This is a genomic window from Pseudarthrobacter sp. AB1, assembly GCF_014926485.1.
Taxonomy (GTDB): domain Bacteria; phylum Actinomycetota; class Actinomycetes; order Actinomycetales; family Micrococcaceae; genus Arthrobacter.
Genome location: NZ_PZKO01000007.1, coordinates 51,880 through 69,508, shown reverse-complemented (window position 1 = coordinate 69,508; position 17,629 = coordinate 51,880). Strand labels below are relative to the sequence as shown.

18 protein-coding genes are annotated in these 17,629 nt (G+C 65.3%); 15 read left to right on the top strand and 3 right to left on the bottom strand.

The annotated features are described in order from the left end of the window. The first annotated feature begins 1 nt into the window (after position 1). On the top strand, positions 2-481 hold the full coding sequence (locus DAD99_RS01760; RefSeq protein WP_193340094.1) for a hypothetical protein: 480 nt from the start codon (positions 2-4) through the stop codon (positions 479-481). On the opposite strand, the gene DAD99_RS01755 is transcribed toward DAD99_RS01760, so the two are convergent. Beyond that, positions 478-1,713 (bottom strand): heparan-alpha-glucosaminide N-acetyltransferase domain-containing protein, encoded by a 1,236-nt coding sequence (locus tag DAD99_RS01755; protein ID WP_193340093.1) that lies wholly within the window; start codon positions 1,711-1,713, stop codon positions 478-480. The two genes, DAD99_RS01760 and DAD99_RS01755, sit on opposite strands and share 4 nt — an antisense overlap. A 106-nt stretch (positions 1,714-1,819) precedes the next feature. On the opposite strand from DAD99_RS01755, the gene DAD99_RS01750 reads away from it, so the two are divergent. The 8 genes from DAD99_RS01750 to DAD99_RS01715 all read left to right on the top strand — a co-directional run bounded on the left by DAD99_RS01750 (position 1,820) and on the right by DAD99_RS01715 (position 10,554). Then, on the top strand, positions 1,820-2,239 hold the full coding sequence (locus tag DAD99_RS01750) for a hypothetical protein (protein WP_227007508.1): 420 nt from the start codon (positions 1,820-1,822) through the stop codon (positions 2,237-2,239). A gap of 9 nt (positions 2,240-2,248) precedes the next feature. Then, positions 2,249-2,995 (top strand): carbon-nitrogen hydrolase family protein, encoded by a 747-nt coding sequence (locus tag DAD99_RS01745; protein WP_193340092.1) that lies wholly within the window; start codon positions 2,249-2,251, stop codon positions 2,993-2,995. 126 nt (positions 2,996-3,121) lie between these two features. Further along, positions 3,122-4,030 carry a 4-hydroxy-tetrahydrodipicolinate synthase gene (gene dapA, locus DAD99_RS01740; RefSeq protein WP_193340091.1) on the top strand — a complete coding sequence of 303 codons (909 nt, stop codon included), beginning with the start codon at positions 3,122-3,124 and terminating at the stop codon, positions 4,028-4,030. A gap of 41 nt (positions 4,031-4,071) precedes the next feature. After that, positions 4,072-5,763 carry a ribonuclease J gene (locus DAD99_RS01735; protein ID WP_193340090.1) on the top strand — a complete coding sequence of 564 codons (1,692 nt, stop codon included), beginning with the start codon at positions 4,072-4,074 and terminating at the stop codon, positions 5,761-5,763. Between the two features lie 130 nt (positions 5,764-5,893). Further along, on the top strand, positions 5,894-8,815 hold the full coding sequence (locus tag DAD99_RS01730) for a DNA translocase FtsK (RefSeq protein ID WP_193340089.1): 2,922 nt from the start codon (positions 5,894-5,896) through the stop codon (positions 8,813-8,815). Positions 8,816-8,824: 9 nt separating this feature from the next. Beyond that, positions 8,825-9,460 carry a CDP-diacylglycerol--glycerol-3-phosphate 3-phosphatidyltransferase gene (gene pgsA, locus DAD99_RS01725; RefSeq protein WP_193340088.1) on the top strand — a complete coding sequence of 212 codons (636 nt, stop codon included), beginning with the start codon at positions 8,825-8,827 and terminating at the stop codon, positions 9,458-9,460. Positions 9,461-9,469: 9 nt separating this feature from the next. Then, positions 9,470-9,949, top strand: a complete 480-nt coding sequence (locus tag DAD99_RS01720; RefSeq protein WP_193340087.1) for a CinA family protein — start codon at positions 9,470-9,472, stop codon at positions 9,947-9,949. Between the two features lie 152 nt (positions 9,950-10,101). After that, positions 10,102-10,554, top strand: a complete 453-nt coding sequence (locus tag DAD99_RS01715; protein ID WP_056342905.1) for a helix-turn-helix domain-containing protein — start codon at positions 10,102-10,104, stop codon at positions 10,552-10,554. A gap of 73 nt (positions 10,555-10,627) precedes the next feature. Here the strand turns inward: DAD99_RS01715 and DAD99_RS01710 are convergent, their stop codons facing one another. Continuing rightward, positions 10,628-11,200, bottom strand: a complete 573-nt coding sequence (locus DAD99_RS01710) for a MarR family winged helix-turn-helix transcriptional regulator (protein ID WP_185263131.1) — start codon at positions 11,198-11,200, stop codon at positions 10,628-10,630. Between the two features lie 41 nt (positions 11,201-11,241). Between DAD99_RS01710 and DAD99_RS01705 the strand changes: the two genes are divergently transcribed. From DAD99_RS01705 to dapF, 6 genes are all read left to right on the top strand, one after another. Next, positions 11,242-11,466: a DUF3046 domain-containing protein gene (locus DAD99_RS01705; protein WP_185263132.1), complete on the top strand. Its 225-nt coding sequence runs from the start codon at positions 11,242-11,244 to the stop codon at positions 11,464-11,466. A 234-nt stretch (positions 11,467-11,700) separates the two neighbouring features. Further along, positions 11,701-12,759 carry a recombinase RecA gene (gene recA / locus DAD99_RS01700; protein WP_185263133.1) on the top strand — a complete coding sequence of 353 codons (1,059 nt, stop codon included), beginning with the start codon at positions 11,701-11,703 and terminating at the stop codon, positions 12,757-12,759. Between the two features lie 184 nt (positions 12,760-12,943). Then, positions 12,944-13,447 (top strand): regulatory protein RecX, encoded by a 504-nt coding sequence (locus DAD99_RS01695; protein WP_193340086.1) that lies wholly within the window; start codon positions 12,944-12,946, stop codon positions 13,445-13,447. Positions 13,448-13,523: 76 nt separating this feature from the next. Next, on the top strand, positions 13,524-15,071 hold the full coding sequence (gene miaB / locus DAD99_RS01690; protein WP_193340085.1) for a tRNA (N6-isopentenyl adenosine(37)-C2)-methylthiotransferase MiaB: 1,548 nt from the start codon (positions 13,524-13,526) through the stop codon (positions 15,069-15,071). A 2-nt stretch (positions 15,072-15,073) separates the two neighbouring features. After that, positions 15,074-15,970 (top strand): tRNA (adenosine(37)-N6)-dimethylallyltransferase MiaA, encoded by an 897-nt coding sequence (gene miaA, locus DAD99_RS01685; protein WP_193340084.1) that lies wholly within the window; start codon positions 15,074-15,076, stop codon positions 15,968-15,970. 9 nt (positions 15,971-15,979) lie between these two features. After that, positions 15,980-16,924 (top strand): diaminopimelate epimerase, encoded by a 945-nt coding sequence (dapF, locus tag DAD99_RS01680; protein ID WP_193340083.1) that lies wholly within the window; start codon positions 15,980-15,982, stop codon positions 16,922-16,924. Here the strand turns inward: dapF and DAD99_RS01675 are convergent. Beyond that, positions 16,905-17,519: a class I SAM-dependent methyltransferase gene (locus tag DAD99_RS01675; RefSeq protein ID WP_193340082.1), complete on the bottom strand. Its 615-nt coding sequence runs from the start codon at positions 17,517-17,519 to the stop codon at positions 16,905-16,907. The two genes, dapF and DAD99_RS01675, sit on opposite strands and share 20 nt — an antisense overlap. Positions 17,520-17,629 lie beyond the last annotated feature (110 nt).

Here is a 17,629-nt window from a genome sequence, read left to right as displayed (position 1 = left end):
CGTGGGCGGGTTTTTTGCCGCGTTCCGGAAGAACCGCACGAAGATCTGGGTGGGCGCCGTAACCCTCCTGCTGGTCTTCTACCTGGTGGTGTCCTTCCAGCGCTCCATCCTCCTGTTGCTGGACAGCAACCCCGCCGCCAAGGCCATCGGAGCTGCCTACCTGGTCCTCCCGGCCATCGGCGCCTGGGCCATGATCCGTGAACTGCTGTTCGGCGCCCGCACGGAACAGATGGCCAAGGTCCTGGAAGCCGAAGGCGGGCTCCCGGTGGACGAACTGCCGCGCACACCCGCCGGCCGGATCGTCCGCTCCGCGGCGGATCTGGAATTCGAAAAGTACAAGGCCGAGGCGGAAGCGGCGCCCGGTGACTGGCGTTCGTGGTTCCGGCTCAGCTGCGCCTATGACGCTGCCGGGGACCGCAAGCGCGCCCGCGCGTCCATGCGCGACGCCGTGAAGCTGTTCCGCGGCAAGGTTCCCGCCTAGCGCAGGCTGGCCCGGTCGCCGCGCCCCAGCCGGTTGGCCGCATGGCCCACCAACTCCAACGGGCCCCGCCACTTCAGGAGCACAAACACAATACCCACGGTGATGGCCGTCGCGGCATGCGCCCAGTACATCCCGTCCTCGGTCCAGCCCGCGGGCAGCGGCTTCAGGTAGAACGCCGAAACAACCCAGACATGCGCTGAGTAGAGCGTGAGCGTCATGGCACCCGCGCCCCGCAGCGGCAGCAGCAGGTCCAGGTCCAGCCAGTCAGCCAGCCTGCCGAGCAGGAGGAACACGCCCACGACGGCGGCTGCCACGCCGCAGGTGTGCAGAAGGTCCAGCGTGGTGGCCGAATGCGGCGCCGCGGCCGCCAGCCACCACCAGGATCCTTCCTGCCGGATTCCGGTGAGGTTGACCTGGAGGACGCTGTCCAGCGGGTAGCCGGGCGCGTTCAGAACCGCCTCCAGCGCGGCCCGGCCGCCCCAGTTCTCCATCGCGGCGGTACCCAAAGCCTTGGCCAGTGCGGCCACCGCCGCGCCGACGCAGAGCAGCAGGACAGGGACTATCGCTTTGGTGAGGGCCAGCCGGCCGATGACCAGGCCCACCAGCAGGTATGACAGCCACTGGAACACCGGGTAGTAGCCGGTCAGGAACAGGTCTCCCAGCAGGGGGAGCGGTGTGGAGAGGTCCTCCCAGGATGGATTATGGCCCAGGTTCAGGGGCGGATTGGCCGCCATAAGCCAGGGGCGGAGCAGATAGGCGAGCAGGGGGGAAACCACGATCCAGCCGACTGCCCAGCCGCACAGCGCCCTCAGCTTCAGGCCCAGGAACGGCAGGATGCACAGGAACAAGAGGGCGTAGTGTACCAGGATGTTCGCAAGGTTTACTTCCAGCCCGCCCAATGAGAGCCCGACGGCGGCAATCACCAGTGCGCGCAGTGCGATGCCGCGGCGGGCTGCGTTCAAGGCAGTACCTTCCGGCGGTAGCTGCTTTCCGGTAGACAGTGCCAGTCCCACGCCCGCCAGTACGGCAAACAGGGCGGACGCCCTGCCGGAGAAGGTAAGGCCGATCCAGGTGGGCGTGAGATCGGCGTTTGCCTCGAAGGTGGGGAGCAGGTGCGTGGCCATCATGCCAAGGAGCGCCAGCCCCCTGGCGGCGTCGATACCGCGGAGGCGGCCCGCGGCCTGTGAGGTTCGAGGCACCCGCGAGGGTCTTGCCGGGGCACGGGACGTCATCAGGCGATGTTCTCACACCAACCTTTGTGGCGGCAGTCAAGGGCCCGGCGGACACGCGGCCGTGAAGACCTTGTGTTCGAATATATGTTCGAATAATATGGGCACCATGCAAACCCCATCCCAGCCGCGGCCGTTTCCGGAATTCCCACTCGCCGGCGGATCGGTGCGCCCCGCCCGGGATGCCCAGGACGCCGCCCCGGCACATCCTGCAGGTTTGATGAAAGCCATGAGCCCAGGAGTGGTGGACTTTCTTTTCCGGCAGCTCGTGGCGGGTCGGTCTCCCGTGGACATCCAGTGGCAGGACGAAGGGGTGACACTCACCGCCCAGCCGGCGGGGGCCGAGCTGGCCCGCAGGTTGGCCGAGAGCGACCTCGACGCCTTGACGCCCACGGAACTGTTCCACTACGTCCGGGCGGCCCAACGGCTTGCAGCCTGGGCCGAGGGGCTGCGGGAGGCTGCGGTGGACCGGTACTGCCAGCCGGGGAATACGCAGGATGGTGTGGCGAGGGCTGACGAGCATCCCTAGGATAATGAGGTGACTGATGCCCTGACCGTCTCTGCCGTGCAGTACCAGGCGCTGGAAGGCGGGATTGTCCCGAATGTGCAAGAACACGTCCGGCTGATCGAGGATGCAGAGTCCCACGGCGCTCGGCTGGTGGTGTTCCCGGAGCTGTCGTTGACGGGATACAACCTGGCGCAGTTGGCCGATGATGGCTATTGGCTCCAGCACAAGGACCCGCGGCTGGGCGACCTTTACGAAATCTGCCGCCGGACCGGGATCACCGCCGTGGCGGGTGCTGCCTATCGGGAACCTGATGGCACGCCGCGGCTCGCCGGCCTCGTGATCCACCCCGACGGCACTCTCGGACTCGGCTTCAAAACCCACCTCCACGGCCAGGAGCGGGAGGTCTTCGCCGCTGGCGACGGTGCACTCGTGATCGAGCTGGACGGCTGGAAGATCGCGCTGGCCATCTGCTTTGACGCCGCGGTTCCTGCCCACGCCACCGGGGCATCCCAGGCCGGCGCGGATATCTATGCCGTATCGGCCCTGTACACGCTGGCCGAAGATCGACGGCTTGGCCTGCACCTGGGAGCCAGGGCCATGGACAACCGGATGTTCGCCATCCTGGCGAACCTTGGCGGATCAACTGCACTGGGCCCTTCCTGCGGCCTCAGCGGGTTCTGGGGACCGGACGGCTTCGAACTGAAAAAGGCCGCCGGAACCGGCACGGAAGTGGTCACCACCGTCCTGCAACGGAGTGCCTTGCGGAAATTCCGCTGACGCTGCGGGTGTCGGACTTCCAGTGGGTGCGGACCTCAATTCCTGGGGCATGGCAGCCCCCTATTTGATGTGTATCACGCCGCTCCCATTGTCCTAACCAGCTGCCGACAGGGTAACGTTTTTTCCATGCCTCACAAATCCGCCACCGCTCCTGCCCTTGGTACGCTCCTGACCGCCATGGTCACGCCCTTCACCAAGGATGGCGCCGTGGACTACAAGCAGGCAGCCGAACTGGCCACCAGACTTGTGGACGATGGCTGCGACGGCCTGGTCGTCACCGGTACCACCGGCGAAACGTCTACCCTCTCGGATGAAGAAAACCTTGGCATGTTCCGCGCTGTCAAGGAGGCCGTGGGAGACCGCGCCGCCATCATCGCCGGCACCGGGACGAACGACACCGCGCATTCGGTGCACCTCTCCCAGCAGGCGGCAGCGCTCGGCGTCGATGGGCTCCTGCTCGTCACGCCGTACTACAACAAGCCCAGCCAGGCCGGGGTCCGGGCGCACTTCGAGGCTGTCGCCTCCGCAGCCGATGTGCCCGTTATGCTCTATGACATTCCGGGCCGTTCCTCCATCGCGATCGAGCCCGAAACCATGATCCGCCTGGCGCAGCACCCGAACATCGTCGCAGTCAAGGATGCCAAAGCCGATTTCGTTGCAGCCAGTCGCGTGATGGCAGAGACGGACCTGTACTTCTACTCGGGCGACGACGGACTGACCCTTCCGTGGATGTCCCTGGGCGCCGTCGGACTAGTGGGTGTTACAACCCACATCGCTACGCGCCGCTTCCGCGAACTGATCGACGCCATCAATGCGAACGACTTCGAAACCGCGCGTAAGATCAACTTCGAGCTGCTGCCCGTTGTAAGGGCAACGATGACCCGTATCCAGGGAGCCGTTGCAGCCAAACAAATTCTTAAATGGCAGGGAGTCCTGCCCAACTCGATTGTCCGTTTGCCCCTCGTGGAGCCGGACGAAGCCGAGATCGTATCCATCCGCGAGGATTTGGCGGAAGCGGGGCTGGTCTTTCCCTGAGGGCTAAGACCAGCACCCATCCGCCTGGAAAGTAGCGCACTATGACCCAAACCGCCCTTCCCGGCCTTGTCACGCCTCCACGTCTGCCGCAAGGCACCCTTCGGATCGTTCCGCTGGGCGGACTGGGGGAGATCGGCCGGAACATGGCCGTGTTCGAAATCGACGGCAAACTGCTCATCGTGGACTGTGGTGTCCTCTTCCCGGAGGAGACCCAGCCCGGCGTTGACCTGATCCTGCCCGATTTTTCCTACATCGAGAACCGTCTCGACGACATCGTGGCCGTTGTCCTGACCCACGGCCACGAGGACCACATCGGCGCCGTTCCGTACCTCCTGCGGCTGCGCGCTGACATCCCCCTGGTTGGCTCACAGCTGACGCTGGCCCTCATCGAGGCCAAGCTGCAGGAACACCGGATCCGTCCGTACACGATGACCGTTGAAGAGGGCCAGGTCGAAAAGTTTGGCCCCTTCGAGTGCGAGTTTGTCGCGGTCAACCACTCCATCCCCGACGCACTGGCCGTGTTCATCCGCACGGCCGCCGGCACTGTCCTGCACACGGGCGACTTCAAGATGGACCAACTGCCCCTGGACGGCAGGATCACCGACCTCCGGCACTTCGCCAAGCTCGGTGAAGAGGGCGTTGACCTCTTTATGTCCGACTCCACCAACGCCGACGTCCCGGGCTTCACCACCGCCGAAAAGGAAATCGGCCCCACGCTGGAACGGCTCTTCGGCCAGGCCACCAAGCGCATCATCGTGGCGTCCTTCTCCTCGCACGTCCACCGCGTCCAGCAGGTACTCGACGCCGCCGCCAAGCACAACCGCAAGGTGGCCTTCGTAGGCCGCTCCATGGTCCGCAACATGGCCATCGCCGCCAAGCTCGGCTACCTCGACGTTCCCGAGGGCCTCCTCGTGGACATCAAGAACATCGACAACCTGCCGGACAACCGCGTGGTCCTGATGTCCACGGGTTCCCAGGGCGAACCGATGGCCGCGCTTTCCCGCATGGCCAACGGCGACCACCGCGTAGTGGTGGGCGACGGCGACACCGTGATCCTGGCCTCCAGCCTCATCCCAGGCAACGAGAACGCCGTGTTCCGCATCATCAACGGCCTGCTCAAGCTCGGCGCGGACGTCATCCACAAGGGCAACGCCAAGGTGCACGTCTCCGGACACGCGGCCGCCGGCGAGCTGCTCTACTGCTACAACATCCTTGAGCCGCTCAACGCCATGCCCGTGCACGGTGAGACCCGCCACCTGATCGCCAACGGCAAGATCGCCATCGAGTCCGGCGTCCCCACCGCCAGCGTTATCCTTGCCGACAACGGCACCGTGATCGACCTCAAGGACCACCGCGCAGACGTAGTAGGCCAGGTTGAAGTGGGCTTTGTCTACGTGGACGGCTCCAGCGTCGGCGAAGTCACCGAAGCGGACCTCAAGGACCGCCAGACGCTCGGCGATGAAGGCTTCATCTCCATCATTACCGTCATCAACCGCACTACCGGCAAGGTGGTCTCCGGACCCGAGATCCATGCCCGCGGCGTGGCCGAGGACGATTCGGTCTTCGACGAGATTATCCCCAAGATCAACGCCGCCCTGGAAGAAGCCGTGCTCAACCGCACGGACCACACCACGCACCAGCTCCAGCAGGTTATCCGCCGCGTTGTCGGCACCTGGGTCAACCGCAAGCTGCGCCGCAAGCCCATGATCATCCCGGTGGTCCTCGAGGCGTAACAGCCCCGAAGGCAAGCGGAATGGCAAAGGCCCGGTTCTTATGGAACCGGGCCTTTCCCATCTGCAACATGAGGCCGGGAACAGCCGGAAATCCGCGGAAAACCACGCCAGTTCCGGTACCGTGGCACGTATGGCCACTCGTACTACTCCCGCGCCCCGAGGCACCGCTGGCGGCAAATCCAGCGCCAAATCCGGCAGCTCGGCGGGCCGCGGTGCAGGCACCACAGGGTCCAGCCGCACCGGCGGCCGGGCCGGTTCATCGGCGGGCACCGCACGCACCCGTCAGCTTCCCGCCGTCGACCAGCGGCAGCCCTGGCTGCTGCGCGTTGTGGCCGGCGCCTGGCTGGGCGTCGGCCATCTGGTTGGCGGCGGAGTCCGCAGGATCGGCTCCGATGTCAGCGACCTGCCGGCGGACGAACGCCGCGACGGCGCTGCCCTGTTCAACCTGGCCCTGGGCGTCTTCATCGCCACCTTCGCCTGGTGGGGAATGACCGGCTGGTTCCCCGACGCCGTCTACAGCGTGGTCAATGGCACTTTCGGCTGGATGTCGCTGCTTTTGCCGCTGATGCTTTTTGTGTGCGCCTTCCGGCTCTTCCGGCAGCCCGACGACGGCCGGGGAAACAACCGGGTGGGCATCGGTTTTCTCATCATGACCTTTGCGGGCTGCGGCCTTGCCCACGTCGTGGGTGGCCAGCCCACCGTAGCCGAAGGCTTCGACGGACTCCGCCAAGCAGGCGGCATGCTCGGCTTCCTGGCCGCCTCACCTCTCGCAGCCATCCATGCCGCGGTGCCCATTGCGGTCTACGGGCTGCTGGCCTTCGTCTCATTGCTCATCATTACCGCCACCCCCTTCAGCGCCATTCCACGCCGGCTCCGGGGGGCCTATGAGCACCTCATGGGCATCGACCTGCAGGAACCCGGCGACGACGGGGACAGCCACGACCGCAGCTACCTCGAGGAAACCCCGGCAACCCAGGCGCCGCGGAAGAAGAAGCGACGCTTCTTCGGCAAGGACCACGAGTCCGACGCCGGGCTGGAAGGCTACGTGGGCGATGAAGCCTTCGAGCACGCCGTTATCGACGACGACGAGGCAGACGCCAAGCCAGACAGTGGATCGCGCCCCGCTCCCGGTGTGCGCCGCCCCACGAAGGCGGAGATCGCCGTCGAGAAAATCAAAGCCGCCCAGGGCATCGGCACCGCAGGGAGCGCCCCGGGAGAGGACAACGCCACCGAGGCCATCCCGCTGGTCACCCCCGGGATGGTCGCCGCCGGTTCACTCAATGCTGCAGCCGCCGCCGTCGCGCAGGTACCGGCCAAGCCCGTCACACCCATGCCCCTTCCGGCTCCCATTCCGCAGCGGACCGAGCAGCTCTCACTGGCGGGCGACGTCACCTACACCCTGCCGCCGTCGGACGTTCTGACCCCGGGCTCCATTCCCAAGGAGCGCACCGAAGCCAACGACGCCATTGTGGCTTCGCTGACCGAGACCCTCAACCAGTTCAACGTGGAAGCGCAGGTCACCGGCTTCAGCCGCGGGCCCACCGTCACCCGGTATGAGATCGAGCTGTCCCCGGGCACCAAGGTGGAGCGGGTCACCGCCCTGTCCAAGAACATCTCCTACGCAGTGGCTTCCAGTGACGTCCGGATCCTCAGCCCCATCCCGGGCAAGTCCGCCATCGGTATCGAGATTCCCAACACGGACCGCGAGACCGTTTCCCTCGGTGACGTCCTCCGGAGCCAGAACGCGCGCCGGACCGACCACCCGATGGTGATGGGGGTCGGCAAGGACGTCGAAGGCGGTTATGTCGTGGCGAACCTCGCCAAGATGCCCCACCTGCTCGTCGCAGGTGCCACAGGCGCCGGTAAGTCCTCGTTCGTGAACTCCATGATCACCTCGATCCTTATGCGGGCAACCCCGGATGAGGTCCGCATGGTCATGGTGGACCCCAAGCGTGTGGAGCTGACCGCCTACGAAGGCGTCCCGCACCTGATCACTCCCATCATTACCAACCCGAAGAAGGCTGCCGAGGCCCTGCAGTGGGTAGTCCGCGAGATGGACGCCCGCTACGACGACCTCGCCAACTACGGGTTCAAGCACATCGATGACTTCAACAAGGCCGTCCGCGCCGGCAAGGTCCAGCCGCCCGTGGACTCCAAGCGCGTCATCCGGCCCTACCCGTACCTGCTGGTGATTGTTGACGAGCTCGCCGACCTGATGATGGTGGCCCCGCGCGACGTCGAAGACTCCATCGTCCGCATCACCCAGCTGGCCCGCGCCGCCGGCATCCACCTGGTCCTGGCCACCCAGCGGCCCTCCGTGGACGTCGTCACCGGCCTCATCAAGGCCAACGTGCCGTCCCGAATGGCATTCGCCACGTCCTCCGTCACGGACTCCCGCGTGGTTCTAGACCAGCCCGGTGCCGAAAAACTCATCGGCCAGGGTGATGCTCTGTTCCTGCCGATGGGTGCCTCCAAAGCCATGCGTGTCCAGGGCGCCTGGGTCACGGAGTCTGAAATCCACAAGGTCGTGGAACACGTCAAGGGCCAGCTCAAAGTCGACTACCGCCACGATGTCGCCCCCGAGGCACCAAAAAAGCAGATCGACGACGACATCGGGGACGACCTCGAAGTGCTGCTGCAGGCCACCGAACTTGTGGTCACCACACAGTTCGGTTCGACGTCGATGCTCCAGCGCAAGCTCCGGGTGGGCTTCGCCAAGGCCGGACGGCTGATGGACCTCCTCGAGTCCAGGGGAGTGGTTGGCCCCTCCGAGGGGTCCAAGGCACGTGACGTCCTGGTCAAGCCGGACGACCTCGCGTCGGTGCTAGCAGCCATGAAGGGCCAGGACGCGCCCGCAGTTGCTGACTCGCAGACGGCGGCGCTCAGCGACAACGCCAACTCGAACATCGCCCAGGGCGGTTATGCGGAAGACCTCGTGCAGGCGGACCTGGACCAGCGCAGCCAGAAGATTGAGTACTTCGACGGCGCCGACAGCACCTCGGGCGACGACGAGGCCGGTTCCGAAGACGCGTGGTCACTCACCGGACGGTAGCCTAGGAGTGTGACTAGCACCGAAGCAACTGCCGCCGGCTCCAGCAGCCCAGGAATCTGGAATCTTCCCAACATCCTGACCATGCTGCGCATCGCCCTGGTGCCGTTCTTCGTGTGGTTCCTCATCGCCGATGCTCCCGGGCTGAACAGCGAGTCGGGGCCTTGGCGCTGGGCCGCAGTGGTGGTGTTCGCCGTCGCCATCTACACTGACAAGCTCGACGGCGACATCGCCAGGAGCCGCGGCCTCGTCACGAACTTCGGCAAAATTGCAGACCCCATCGCCGACAAGCTCCTCATCGGCTCAGCCTTGGTGATGCTTTCTATCCTGAACGAACTGCCGTGGTGGGTCACCATCGTCATCCTCGTCCGAGAGTGGGGCATCACCGCCCTTCGCTTCTTTGTCATCCGCTACGGTGTCATCCCGGCCTCGCGCGGAGGCAAGCTCAAAACCGTCGTTCAGACGGCCGCGATCTTCCTGTACCTCCTGCCGCTCGGCGCGCTGGCACCGTGGCTTGTATGGGTGGCTTTCGCCGTCATGATGGCGGCTGTCCTGATCACGGTATGGACCGGCGTCGAGTACGTCATTGAAGCCCTGCGAATCCGGTCACAGGGCAAACGGGCCGGAACAACTACAGCTGGAAACTAGGGAGCCGACGTGACCAACCTTCACCACCTGGCGGAACAGGCAGTCAAAAAAGCACTGGAAATGGGCCGCACCGTAGCGACCGCGGAGTCGCTCACGGCAGGAATGGTCAGCGCCGTGCTCGCCGACACAGCCGGAGCTTCAGGCATGCTCCAGGGCGGCGTGGTGGCTTACCAGAACTCTGTCAAAGTGGACGTCCTCGGCGTTCCGGCAGAGCTTCTGGCCGCTGCCGGATCCGTTGACGGCGCCGTCGCAGCGGCCATGGCGGCCGGGGCAAGGACTGCACTTCGGGCTGAGATCGGCATCGCCACCACGGGGGTAGCCGGCCCGGAGGAACATGACGGCAAGGCGGTGGGAACGGTGTATATCGGGATCGCCACAGCGGCCGGTGCCTCCTACCTCGAGTACGGCTTCACGGGTAACCGGGCCGAGATCCGCGGACAGGCTTGTGGTGCCGCGCTGGAAAGCCTGATAGCGGCCCTATCTTCCTGAAGCTACCGGGCGTAAAGTTGCCGGGAACAAATCCCGGTGTCCATTAGTTATTACATTGTGTCGCTTCCGGATAGCGGAGGCGCCTAGGATGAATAAACCACCACGGTTCGCTCCACGGCGGACCGCACTTATGAGGGAGCAAGGCGATACAGATGGTAAAGCAGCCCGTATCCATAAACGGCGTTGTCCGCTGGAAGGATGTGGGCCTCGCCGATCAGGCCAAGAGCGAACAGAAGGAGCGCAAGATGGTTGTACTTCGTCACGAAATCGGTGATGTCCTGCGCGATGTACGCCAGCGCCAGGGACGCACGCTCCGCGAAGTTTCGCACAGTGCCCGAGTTTCCTTGGGCTACCTCAGCGAAGTAGAACGCGGCCAGAAGGAAGCTTCATCAGAGCTCCTCTCGTCAATCTGCTCAGCCCTGGACGTGCCGCTGTCCAGCATGCTCAGGGAAGTGAGCGACCGTGTTGCCGTCGCCGAGGGCGTAGCCGTTCCGGACACCGTTCCCCAGGAATTCTCGCAGCGCTACGGCCGCGACCTTGATCGCGATCTCAACGCTGAACTCAACAACGAACTGTCCAAGGGCCTGCTTTCCGGCGCACGGTAAGCCGTCGCAGGAGCCAGACAGGAACTTCAACAAAGCCTCCGGCCACTGGCCCGGAGGCTTTGTTGTGTGCTGGCTATTTTGCCGTGTCGCCGGCGGACGGGTCCTTTGCGAAGCCGTCAATTTCAAACATGGAGTTAAGCTTTGCCATGTATTCGGCGAGGGTCTGCAGTTCCCCGACCGGCCACTCAGCCAGCCGTTCACGGAAGTCCTGGCGGCGCGCGTCCTGGACCTGGTGCATTTTTTCCTCGCCCTTTTCGGTCAGGCGGATCGACTGCGCCCTTCCGTCGAGGGGGTCAGCTTCCTTGAACACCAACCCGATGCTTTCCAGGAAGGCGATCTGGCGGCTGACGGAAGGCTTGCCCACGCCGATGTTCAGGGCCAGGTCTGTCAACCGGATGGGTCCCTCTCGCCGGATGACCGAAAGCAGACCGTAGGCCGCCGGTTCCATGTCCGGGTGCACCTGCCGCGAGAGCTGATGGGACACCGACCGGGCACGCCGCCAGAAGAGACTGATTTGGTGTTCCACGGTGTTCAGGGCTTCATCAACGGTGTCTTTGTCGGCGGCACCTGTCTCCGCAGGGGACGTCGCGGGAACGCCGGTCTCAGGAAGGCCTGTCGCAGGAGGGCCGTCGGCAGGGTTGCTCATGGCAACAATTCTAGGGTCCGGGACCGTGAGAGACTCTATTGGTGCGGATCAGTGACTATTGGCGGCTTATGGACGACGAATTCGGGGCCGGCTACTCCCGGGTCTTGAGCAGCACCCTGGTTCTGGCCGGCGCCGGTGGGCGTACAGCGGACCAGGCACTCGCCGCCGGTGTGAGCCCCCGACAGGTGTGGTTGGCCGTCTGCGACGTCCAGGATGTACCGCCGGAGCGGCGTCTGGGACGCGACGTCAAACCACTGCGCGACTGACGCCGCCACCAGTGCGTCCGCGTTCCCCGCGCTGATGTGCGCTCCGTTCTGCGTTGACACGCCGCCCGATCTGTTCGAATATCTGTTCGGGTAAAGCTATGCTTTTCGTAGTGGGTTATCCACATAGGCGATGTCATCCGACCAGAATGTCAGCGGGTGCCGTTAGCGTCAGAGATGACCAAGAAATGGCCGCTGAGGCCACTCCAAAGCGAGAAAGCATTAGAGGTGTGAACCATGGCGGCAGCCCCGGATCGGCAAAAGGCGCTCGACGCAGCGCTGGCACAGATCGACAAGCAGTTCGGCAAGGGCTCGGTTATGCGGCTGGGCGATGAAGTCCGCGCCCCCATCGAGGTCATCCCCACCGGATCCATCGCGCTGGACGTGGCTTTGGGAATTGGCGGCCTGCCCCGCGGCCGAGTAGTGGAGATCTACGGTCCGGAATCTTCGGGTAAGACCACCGTGGCCCTGCACGCCGTTGCCAACGCGCAGCGCCTGGGCGGCATTGCCGCCTTCATCGACGCCGAGCACGCCCTGGACCCCGAATACGCCGCCCGGCTGGGCGTGGATACGGACGCTCTCCTGGTCTCGCAGCCGGATACAGGCGAGCAGGCCTTGGAAATCATGGATATGCTGATCGGCTCCGGCTCGCTGGACGTCATCGTCATCGACTCCGTTGCTGCCCTGGTGCCGCGTGCGGAAATCGAGGGCGACATGGGCGACAGCCACGTGGGTCTGCAGGCCCGCCTCATGAGCCAGGCGCTGCGTAAGATTACCGGCCGCCTGAGCCAGACCAAAACCACCGCCATCTTCATCAACCAGCTCCGTGAAAAGATCGGCGTGTTCTTCGGCTCCCCGGAGACCACCACCGGCGGTAAGGCCCTGAAGTTCTACGCGTCCATCCGCATCGACGTCCGCCGGATCCAGACGCTCAAGGAAGGTGCCGACTCCGTCGGTAACCGCACCAAGGCCAAGATCGTCAAGAACAAGATGGCACCGCCCTTCAAGATCGCCGAATTCGACATCATCTATGGCCAGGGCATCTCCCGCGAGGGCGGCATCATCGACATGGGCGTGGAGCACGGCATTATCAAGAAGTCGGGTTCGTGGTTCACGTACGACGGCGACCAGCTGGGCCAGGGCATGGAGAACTCCCGCAGGTTCCTGCGAGACAACCCGGAGCTGGCGACCGAACTCGAACGCCTGATCAAGGAGAAGCTTGGTGTCGGGGTAGTCAAGCCCGCCGAAGACGAAGCCAAAGACACACCGAAGCTGAAGGCTGTTGACGGCTTCTAGGGACGCCCCTGACCCGACAGCCGGTCAGAGCGCCGGATGGCGTGCGGCCGGGCGGGACGCCGGATCGGGGCGACGGCAGCGGAGAGGGGGCGGCGAACGCCCCGTCTTCGGGCCGGATGGGCCAGCTCCGGATGCTGCCGTCGCAGCCGATGCAAACGCAGACGCCGAACCGGATCCCGCATCCGTGGCGCGGGCCATCGTGCTCCGGCAGCTGACCACTTCGGCCAAGAGCCGGCTGCAGCTGGCGCGGAAACTGGCCGAGCGGAACATCCCGGAGGATGTGGCGGAAGCCGTCCTGGACCGCTTCCAGGAGGTCCGCCTCATTGACGACGCTGAGTTCGCCGACATGTGGGTGCGCAGCCGTTCGCAGTCCCGGAAGCTCGCCAAAGGGGCCCTCCGGCGCGAGCTGGCGGACAAGGGGATTGACGCGGACACCGCCGCCGTCGCGCTGGAACAGCTTTCGGACGCCGATGAGGAAGTGGCTGCCCGGCTCCTGGTGGAACGCAAGCTCCGGGCAGGCACGGATTTGTCGGACCGCGCCGAGCGGGACAAGATCACCCGGCGGTTGGCGTCGATGCTGGCCCGCAAGGGCTATCAGCCGTCGCAGGCGTTCCGGATCGTCGGAGAAGTGCTCGACGCACAGGCGGAGACCCAAACGGGCGCACCGGACGGCCCGCTGGACTCATAGGCCGCCGAAGCGGTGCCTCAGCCGATCCGGCAGCCAGGGCGATCCAGCAACCTGAGCGACCCGCTACCCTTAACAGGTGAGTTTGACCATTCCTTCCCCCGCATCCGGTACCGCCCCGTCAGCCGACCCTGCCCTTCAGCAGCCCCGTACCTATCAGGTACGAACCTTCGGCTGCCAGATGAACGTGCACGATTCGGAGCGGATGGCAGGCATGCTCGAGGCCGCGGGCTACGTGCCGGCCAGTGGCGAGCAAGCCGACGTTGTGGTGTTCAACACCTGCGCGGTACGGGAAAACGCGGACAACAAGCTCTACGGCAACCTGGGCATGCTGGCGCCCGTCAAGGCCGCCAACCCGGGGATGCAGATCGCCGTCGGCGGCTGCCTGGCGCAGAAGGACCGGGAGACCATCCTCAAGAAAGCTCCCTGGGTGGACGCTGTCTTCGGCACTCACAACGTCGGGGCGCTCCCGGCACTGTTGGACCGGGCCCGGCACAATAACGAAGCCCAGCTGGAGATCCTCGAATCCCTGGATGTTTTCCCCTCCACCCTGCCCACCAAGCGTGATTCGGTCTATTCCGGCTGGGTGTCCATCTCGGTCGGCTGCAACAACACCTGCACGTTCTGCATCGTCCCGGCCCTGCGCGGGAAGGAAAAGGACCGCCGCCCGGGGGACATCCTTGCGGAAATCCAGGCCCTGGTAGATGACGGTGCCATCGAAGTCACCCTGCTGGGCCAAAACGTGAACTCCTACGGCGTGGAGTTCGGCGACCGGCAGGCGTTCTCCAAACTCCTGCGCGCGTGCGGTGAAATTGAAGGCCTGGAGCGGGTCCGCTTCACAAGTCCCCACCCGGCAGCCTTCACCGAGGACGTCATTGACGCCATGGCCGCAACCCCCAATGTCATGCCGCAGCTGCACATGCCGCTGCAGTCCGGATCCGACAAAGTCCTGAAGGACATGAAACGGTCCTACCGGTCCACCAAATTCCTTGGCATCCTGGACAAAGTCCGCGAGAAGATCCCGCACGCCGCCATCTCTACTGACATCATTGTCGGCTTCCCCGGCGAAACCGAGGAAGACTTCCAGGCCACCCTCGACGTTGTGGAGCAGTCGCGCTTCGCCACCGCTTTCACGTTCCAGTACTCCAAGCGTCCGGGTACCCCGGCCGCGGACCTGCCGGACCAGCTTCCCAAGGCCGTGGTCCAGGAGCGATTTGAACGCCTGACCGCACTGCAGGACAGGATTGCCGCCGAAGAGAACGCCACCCAGCTTGGCCGCCGGGTAGAGGTGATGGTCACTGCCCATTCAGGGCGCAAGTCCGAGGAAACCCACAGGCTGTCCGGCCGGTCCCAGGACCAGCGGCTGGTGCACTTCTCCGTTCCCGAGGGGGCAGAGACGCCGCGTCCCGGGGACCTGGTCACCGTGACCATCACCGAAGCTGCAGCCTTCCACCTCGTGGCCGACCCCTCTGTGCAGGACTACAGCCTGCGGCGCTCCCGCGCGGGGGACGCCTGGGACAGGTCCCTGGCCGACTCGTGCGGGGCTCCCGCGCCGGCTGCCGCAGGCGGCGCCGGCCGGAGCGGGGTCTCGCTGGGTATGCCCACGCTGCCGGTCCGGAGCCGCTGACGGTGGCCCAGCCTCCGGTCATTGCCGTTGTTGGTCCCACGGGGTCAGGAAAGTCCGATCTGTCCGTGAACCTTGCCCTGGAACTGGATGGCGAGGTCATCAACGCAGATGCCATGCAGTTCTATCGCGGGATGGACATAGGCACCGCCAAGATCACGCCGGCAGAACGCAAGGGCGTTCCCCATCACCTTCTGGACATCCTGGACGTCACGGAGGAGGCCAGCGTTTCAGACTTCCAGCAGCAGGCCCGGAGCATCGTCAGCGGTATCCACGCACGCGGCAAGCGCGCCATTCTGGCGGGCGGGTCGGGTCTCTACGTTCGGGCTGCCCTCGACATCCTCGAATTCCCCGGCACAGATCCTGTCCTCCGGGGGCAGCTTGAGGCTGAGCTCGAGGAAGTCGGCCGGGATGTCCTCCTGGCGCGGCTCGGGGACGTGGACCCGGTGTCAGCGGCCCGTATCTCCGATTCGCGCCGGATAATCAGGGCGCTCGAAGTCCACGGGCTCACCGGCCGGCCGTTCAGCTCCTTTATGCCCCAGCGCGAGTATTTCCAGCCTGCTGTCCAGATCGGGCTGGCGGTGGACCGAGACGTCCTCCGTGAACGGCTGGCCCAGCGCGTCCACACCATGGTGGACCAGGGGCTGCTGGCGGAAGTGCGCCGCCTGGATGCGGCCGGTCTGCGCGGCGGCAAGACTGCGCCGCGGGCCCTCGGCTATGCCCAGTTCCTGAAAGTGCTCGACGGCGGCTCAACAGTTGCCGGGGCAGCCGAGGACACCATCGTGGCCACCCGGCAGTTCGCCAGGCGCCAGCTCACGTGGTTCCGTGCCGATCCCCGCATCAGCTGGCTGGACTGGCGGGCGCCGGACCTTGCGGCCCAGGCCGTGGCTCTCAGCCGGTAATCTAGGACCATGGACGCAACCCCCGTAGAGACCACAGAGCCCGCCTTCCGCACCCTGGGCGGACTCCGCTTCTCCAAGGGACACGGAACAGGCAACGACTTTGTGCTGATCGCTGACCCCGACGGCGTCCATACCATCGACGCGGGCCAGGTGGCGGCCCTCTGCGACCGTCACCACGGAATCGGCGGCGACGGCCTGATCCGGGCCGTCCCCTCCCGGTACCTCTCCGAAGGCCGCGAACTCCTGCTCAGCAGCCCCGAGGCGGAGTGGTTCATGGACTACCGCAACGGCGACGGGTCCCTGTCGGAAATGTGCGGCAACGGAGTCCGTGTTTTTGTACACTTTCTGCGTGCCGAGGGACTGGTAGACCTGCCCGACGGCGGCGTACTCACCATCGGGACACGCGGCGGCGTCAAGACCGTGGTCCGGACAGGCGACAGCTATGCGGTGGACATGGGGCCGTGGGAATTCATTTTCCCCGGCGACGCGACCGCCAAAGCCATGGATTCGCTGGTCACCGCGGACGGCCTGGAAGTGCCCCGCCCGGCCCTGTCCGTCAGCATGGGCAACCCGCATACCGTGGTGGCGCTTGCTGAACTGTCCGAACTGGAATCCACCAGGCTTTACACGGCTCCGCAGGTCGATCCGGTGCCCGCCAATGGAACCAACGTTGAATTCGTCGTGCCTGCTGAACCCCTGGTCCACAACGGGACCGGCACGGTCACCATGCGCGTCCATGAGCGGGGCGTTGGAGAAACCCAGTCCTGCGGCACAGGTGCGTGCGCGGCCGCAGTGGCCATCCGGCACTGGGCAGGGGCGGAAGCACCGGACTCCTGGCAGGTCAACGTGCCGGGCGGCGTCGTGGGAGTCAAATTCTTCGCCGGGGCCGGCGGGCGCGAGCACGTCGAGCTCAGCGGACCCGCCGTCATTGTGGCTACTGGGACGCTTTCCTGACCCGAAGGATCCGGAAGGACTTGGACGTGGACTCCCGGCTGACGGTGAACGATGCATCCAGTTCCGTCGAGAGCCAGCGCTGAAGAGAATCCGAGCCCAGGTTCTTTTGGACCACCAGCCACGCGGAGCCGCCCGGCGCCAGCCGGGGCAGCCACATCTTCAGGAGGCTGTGGAGTTCATCCTTGCCGATCCGGATGGGTGGGTTGGACCAGATCGTGTCGAAGCGCAGCTCCGGGTCCACGGCGTCAGGAGTGCTGGCCAGCACGTTGCCCAGGCTCAGCAGGGCCGCATTCTCGGTGGTCAGCGTGATGCAGCGTTCATTGACATCCACCGCGTACACCGTGGCATGCGGCGCGCGCAATGCGAGCGTCAGTGCAATGGGCCCCCAGCCGCAGCCGATGTCAAGGAGGTTGCCTGTGGGGTCCGGGGCCGGGACATCGGCCAGGAGCACCGCCGTCCCTTTGTCAATACCGTCGGGACTGAAGATGCCGCCGGACGTCTGCAATGTGCGCGTCTCGCCGGCCAGTTCCACTGTGAGCGGTTTGCGGGCGAACGGCCCGGCGGGCGATGCGCTGAAATAGTGTGCGGACTCCATAACTGGCCAGATTAGTTGGCCGGGGTGGACAATGCGAAACCGCGGCCACCGCTTCTGCTAATCTTGAACCCATGTTCTTGATCTTCGAGTAGCCGGCACGGCCGGTGTAC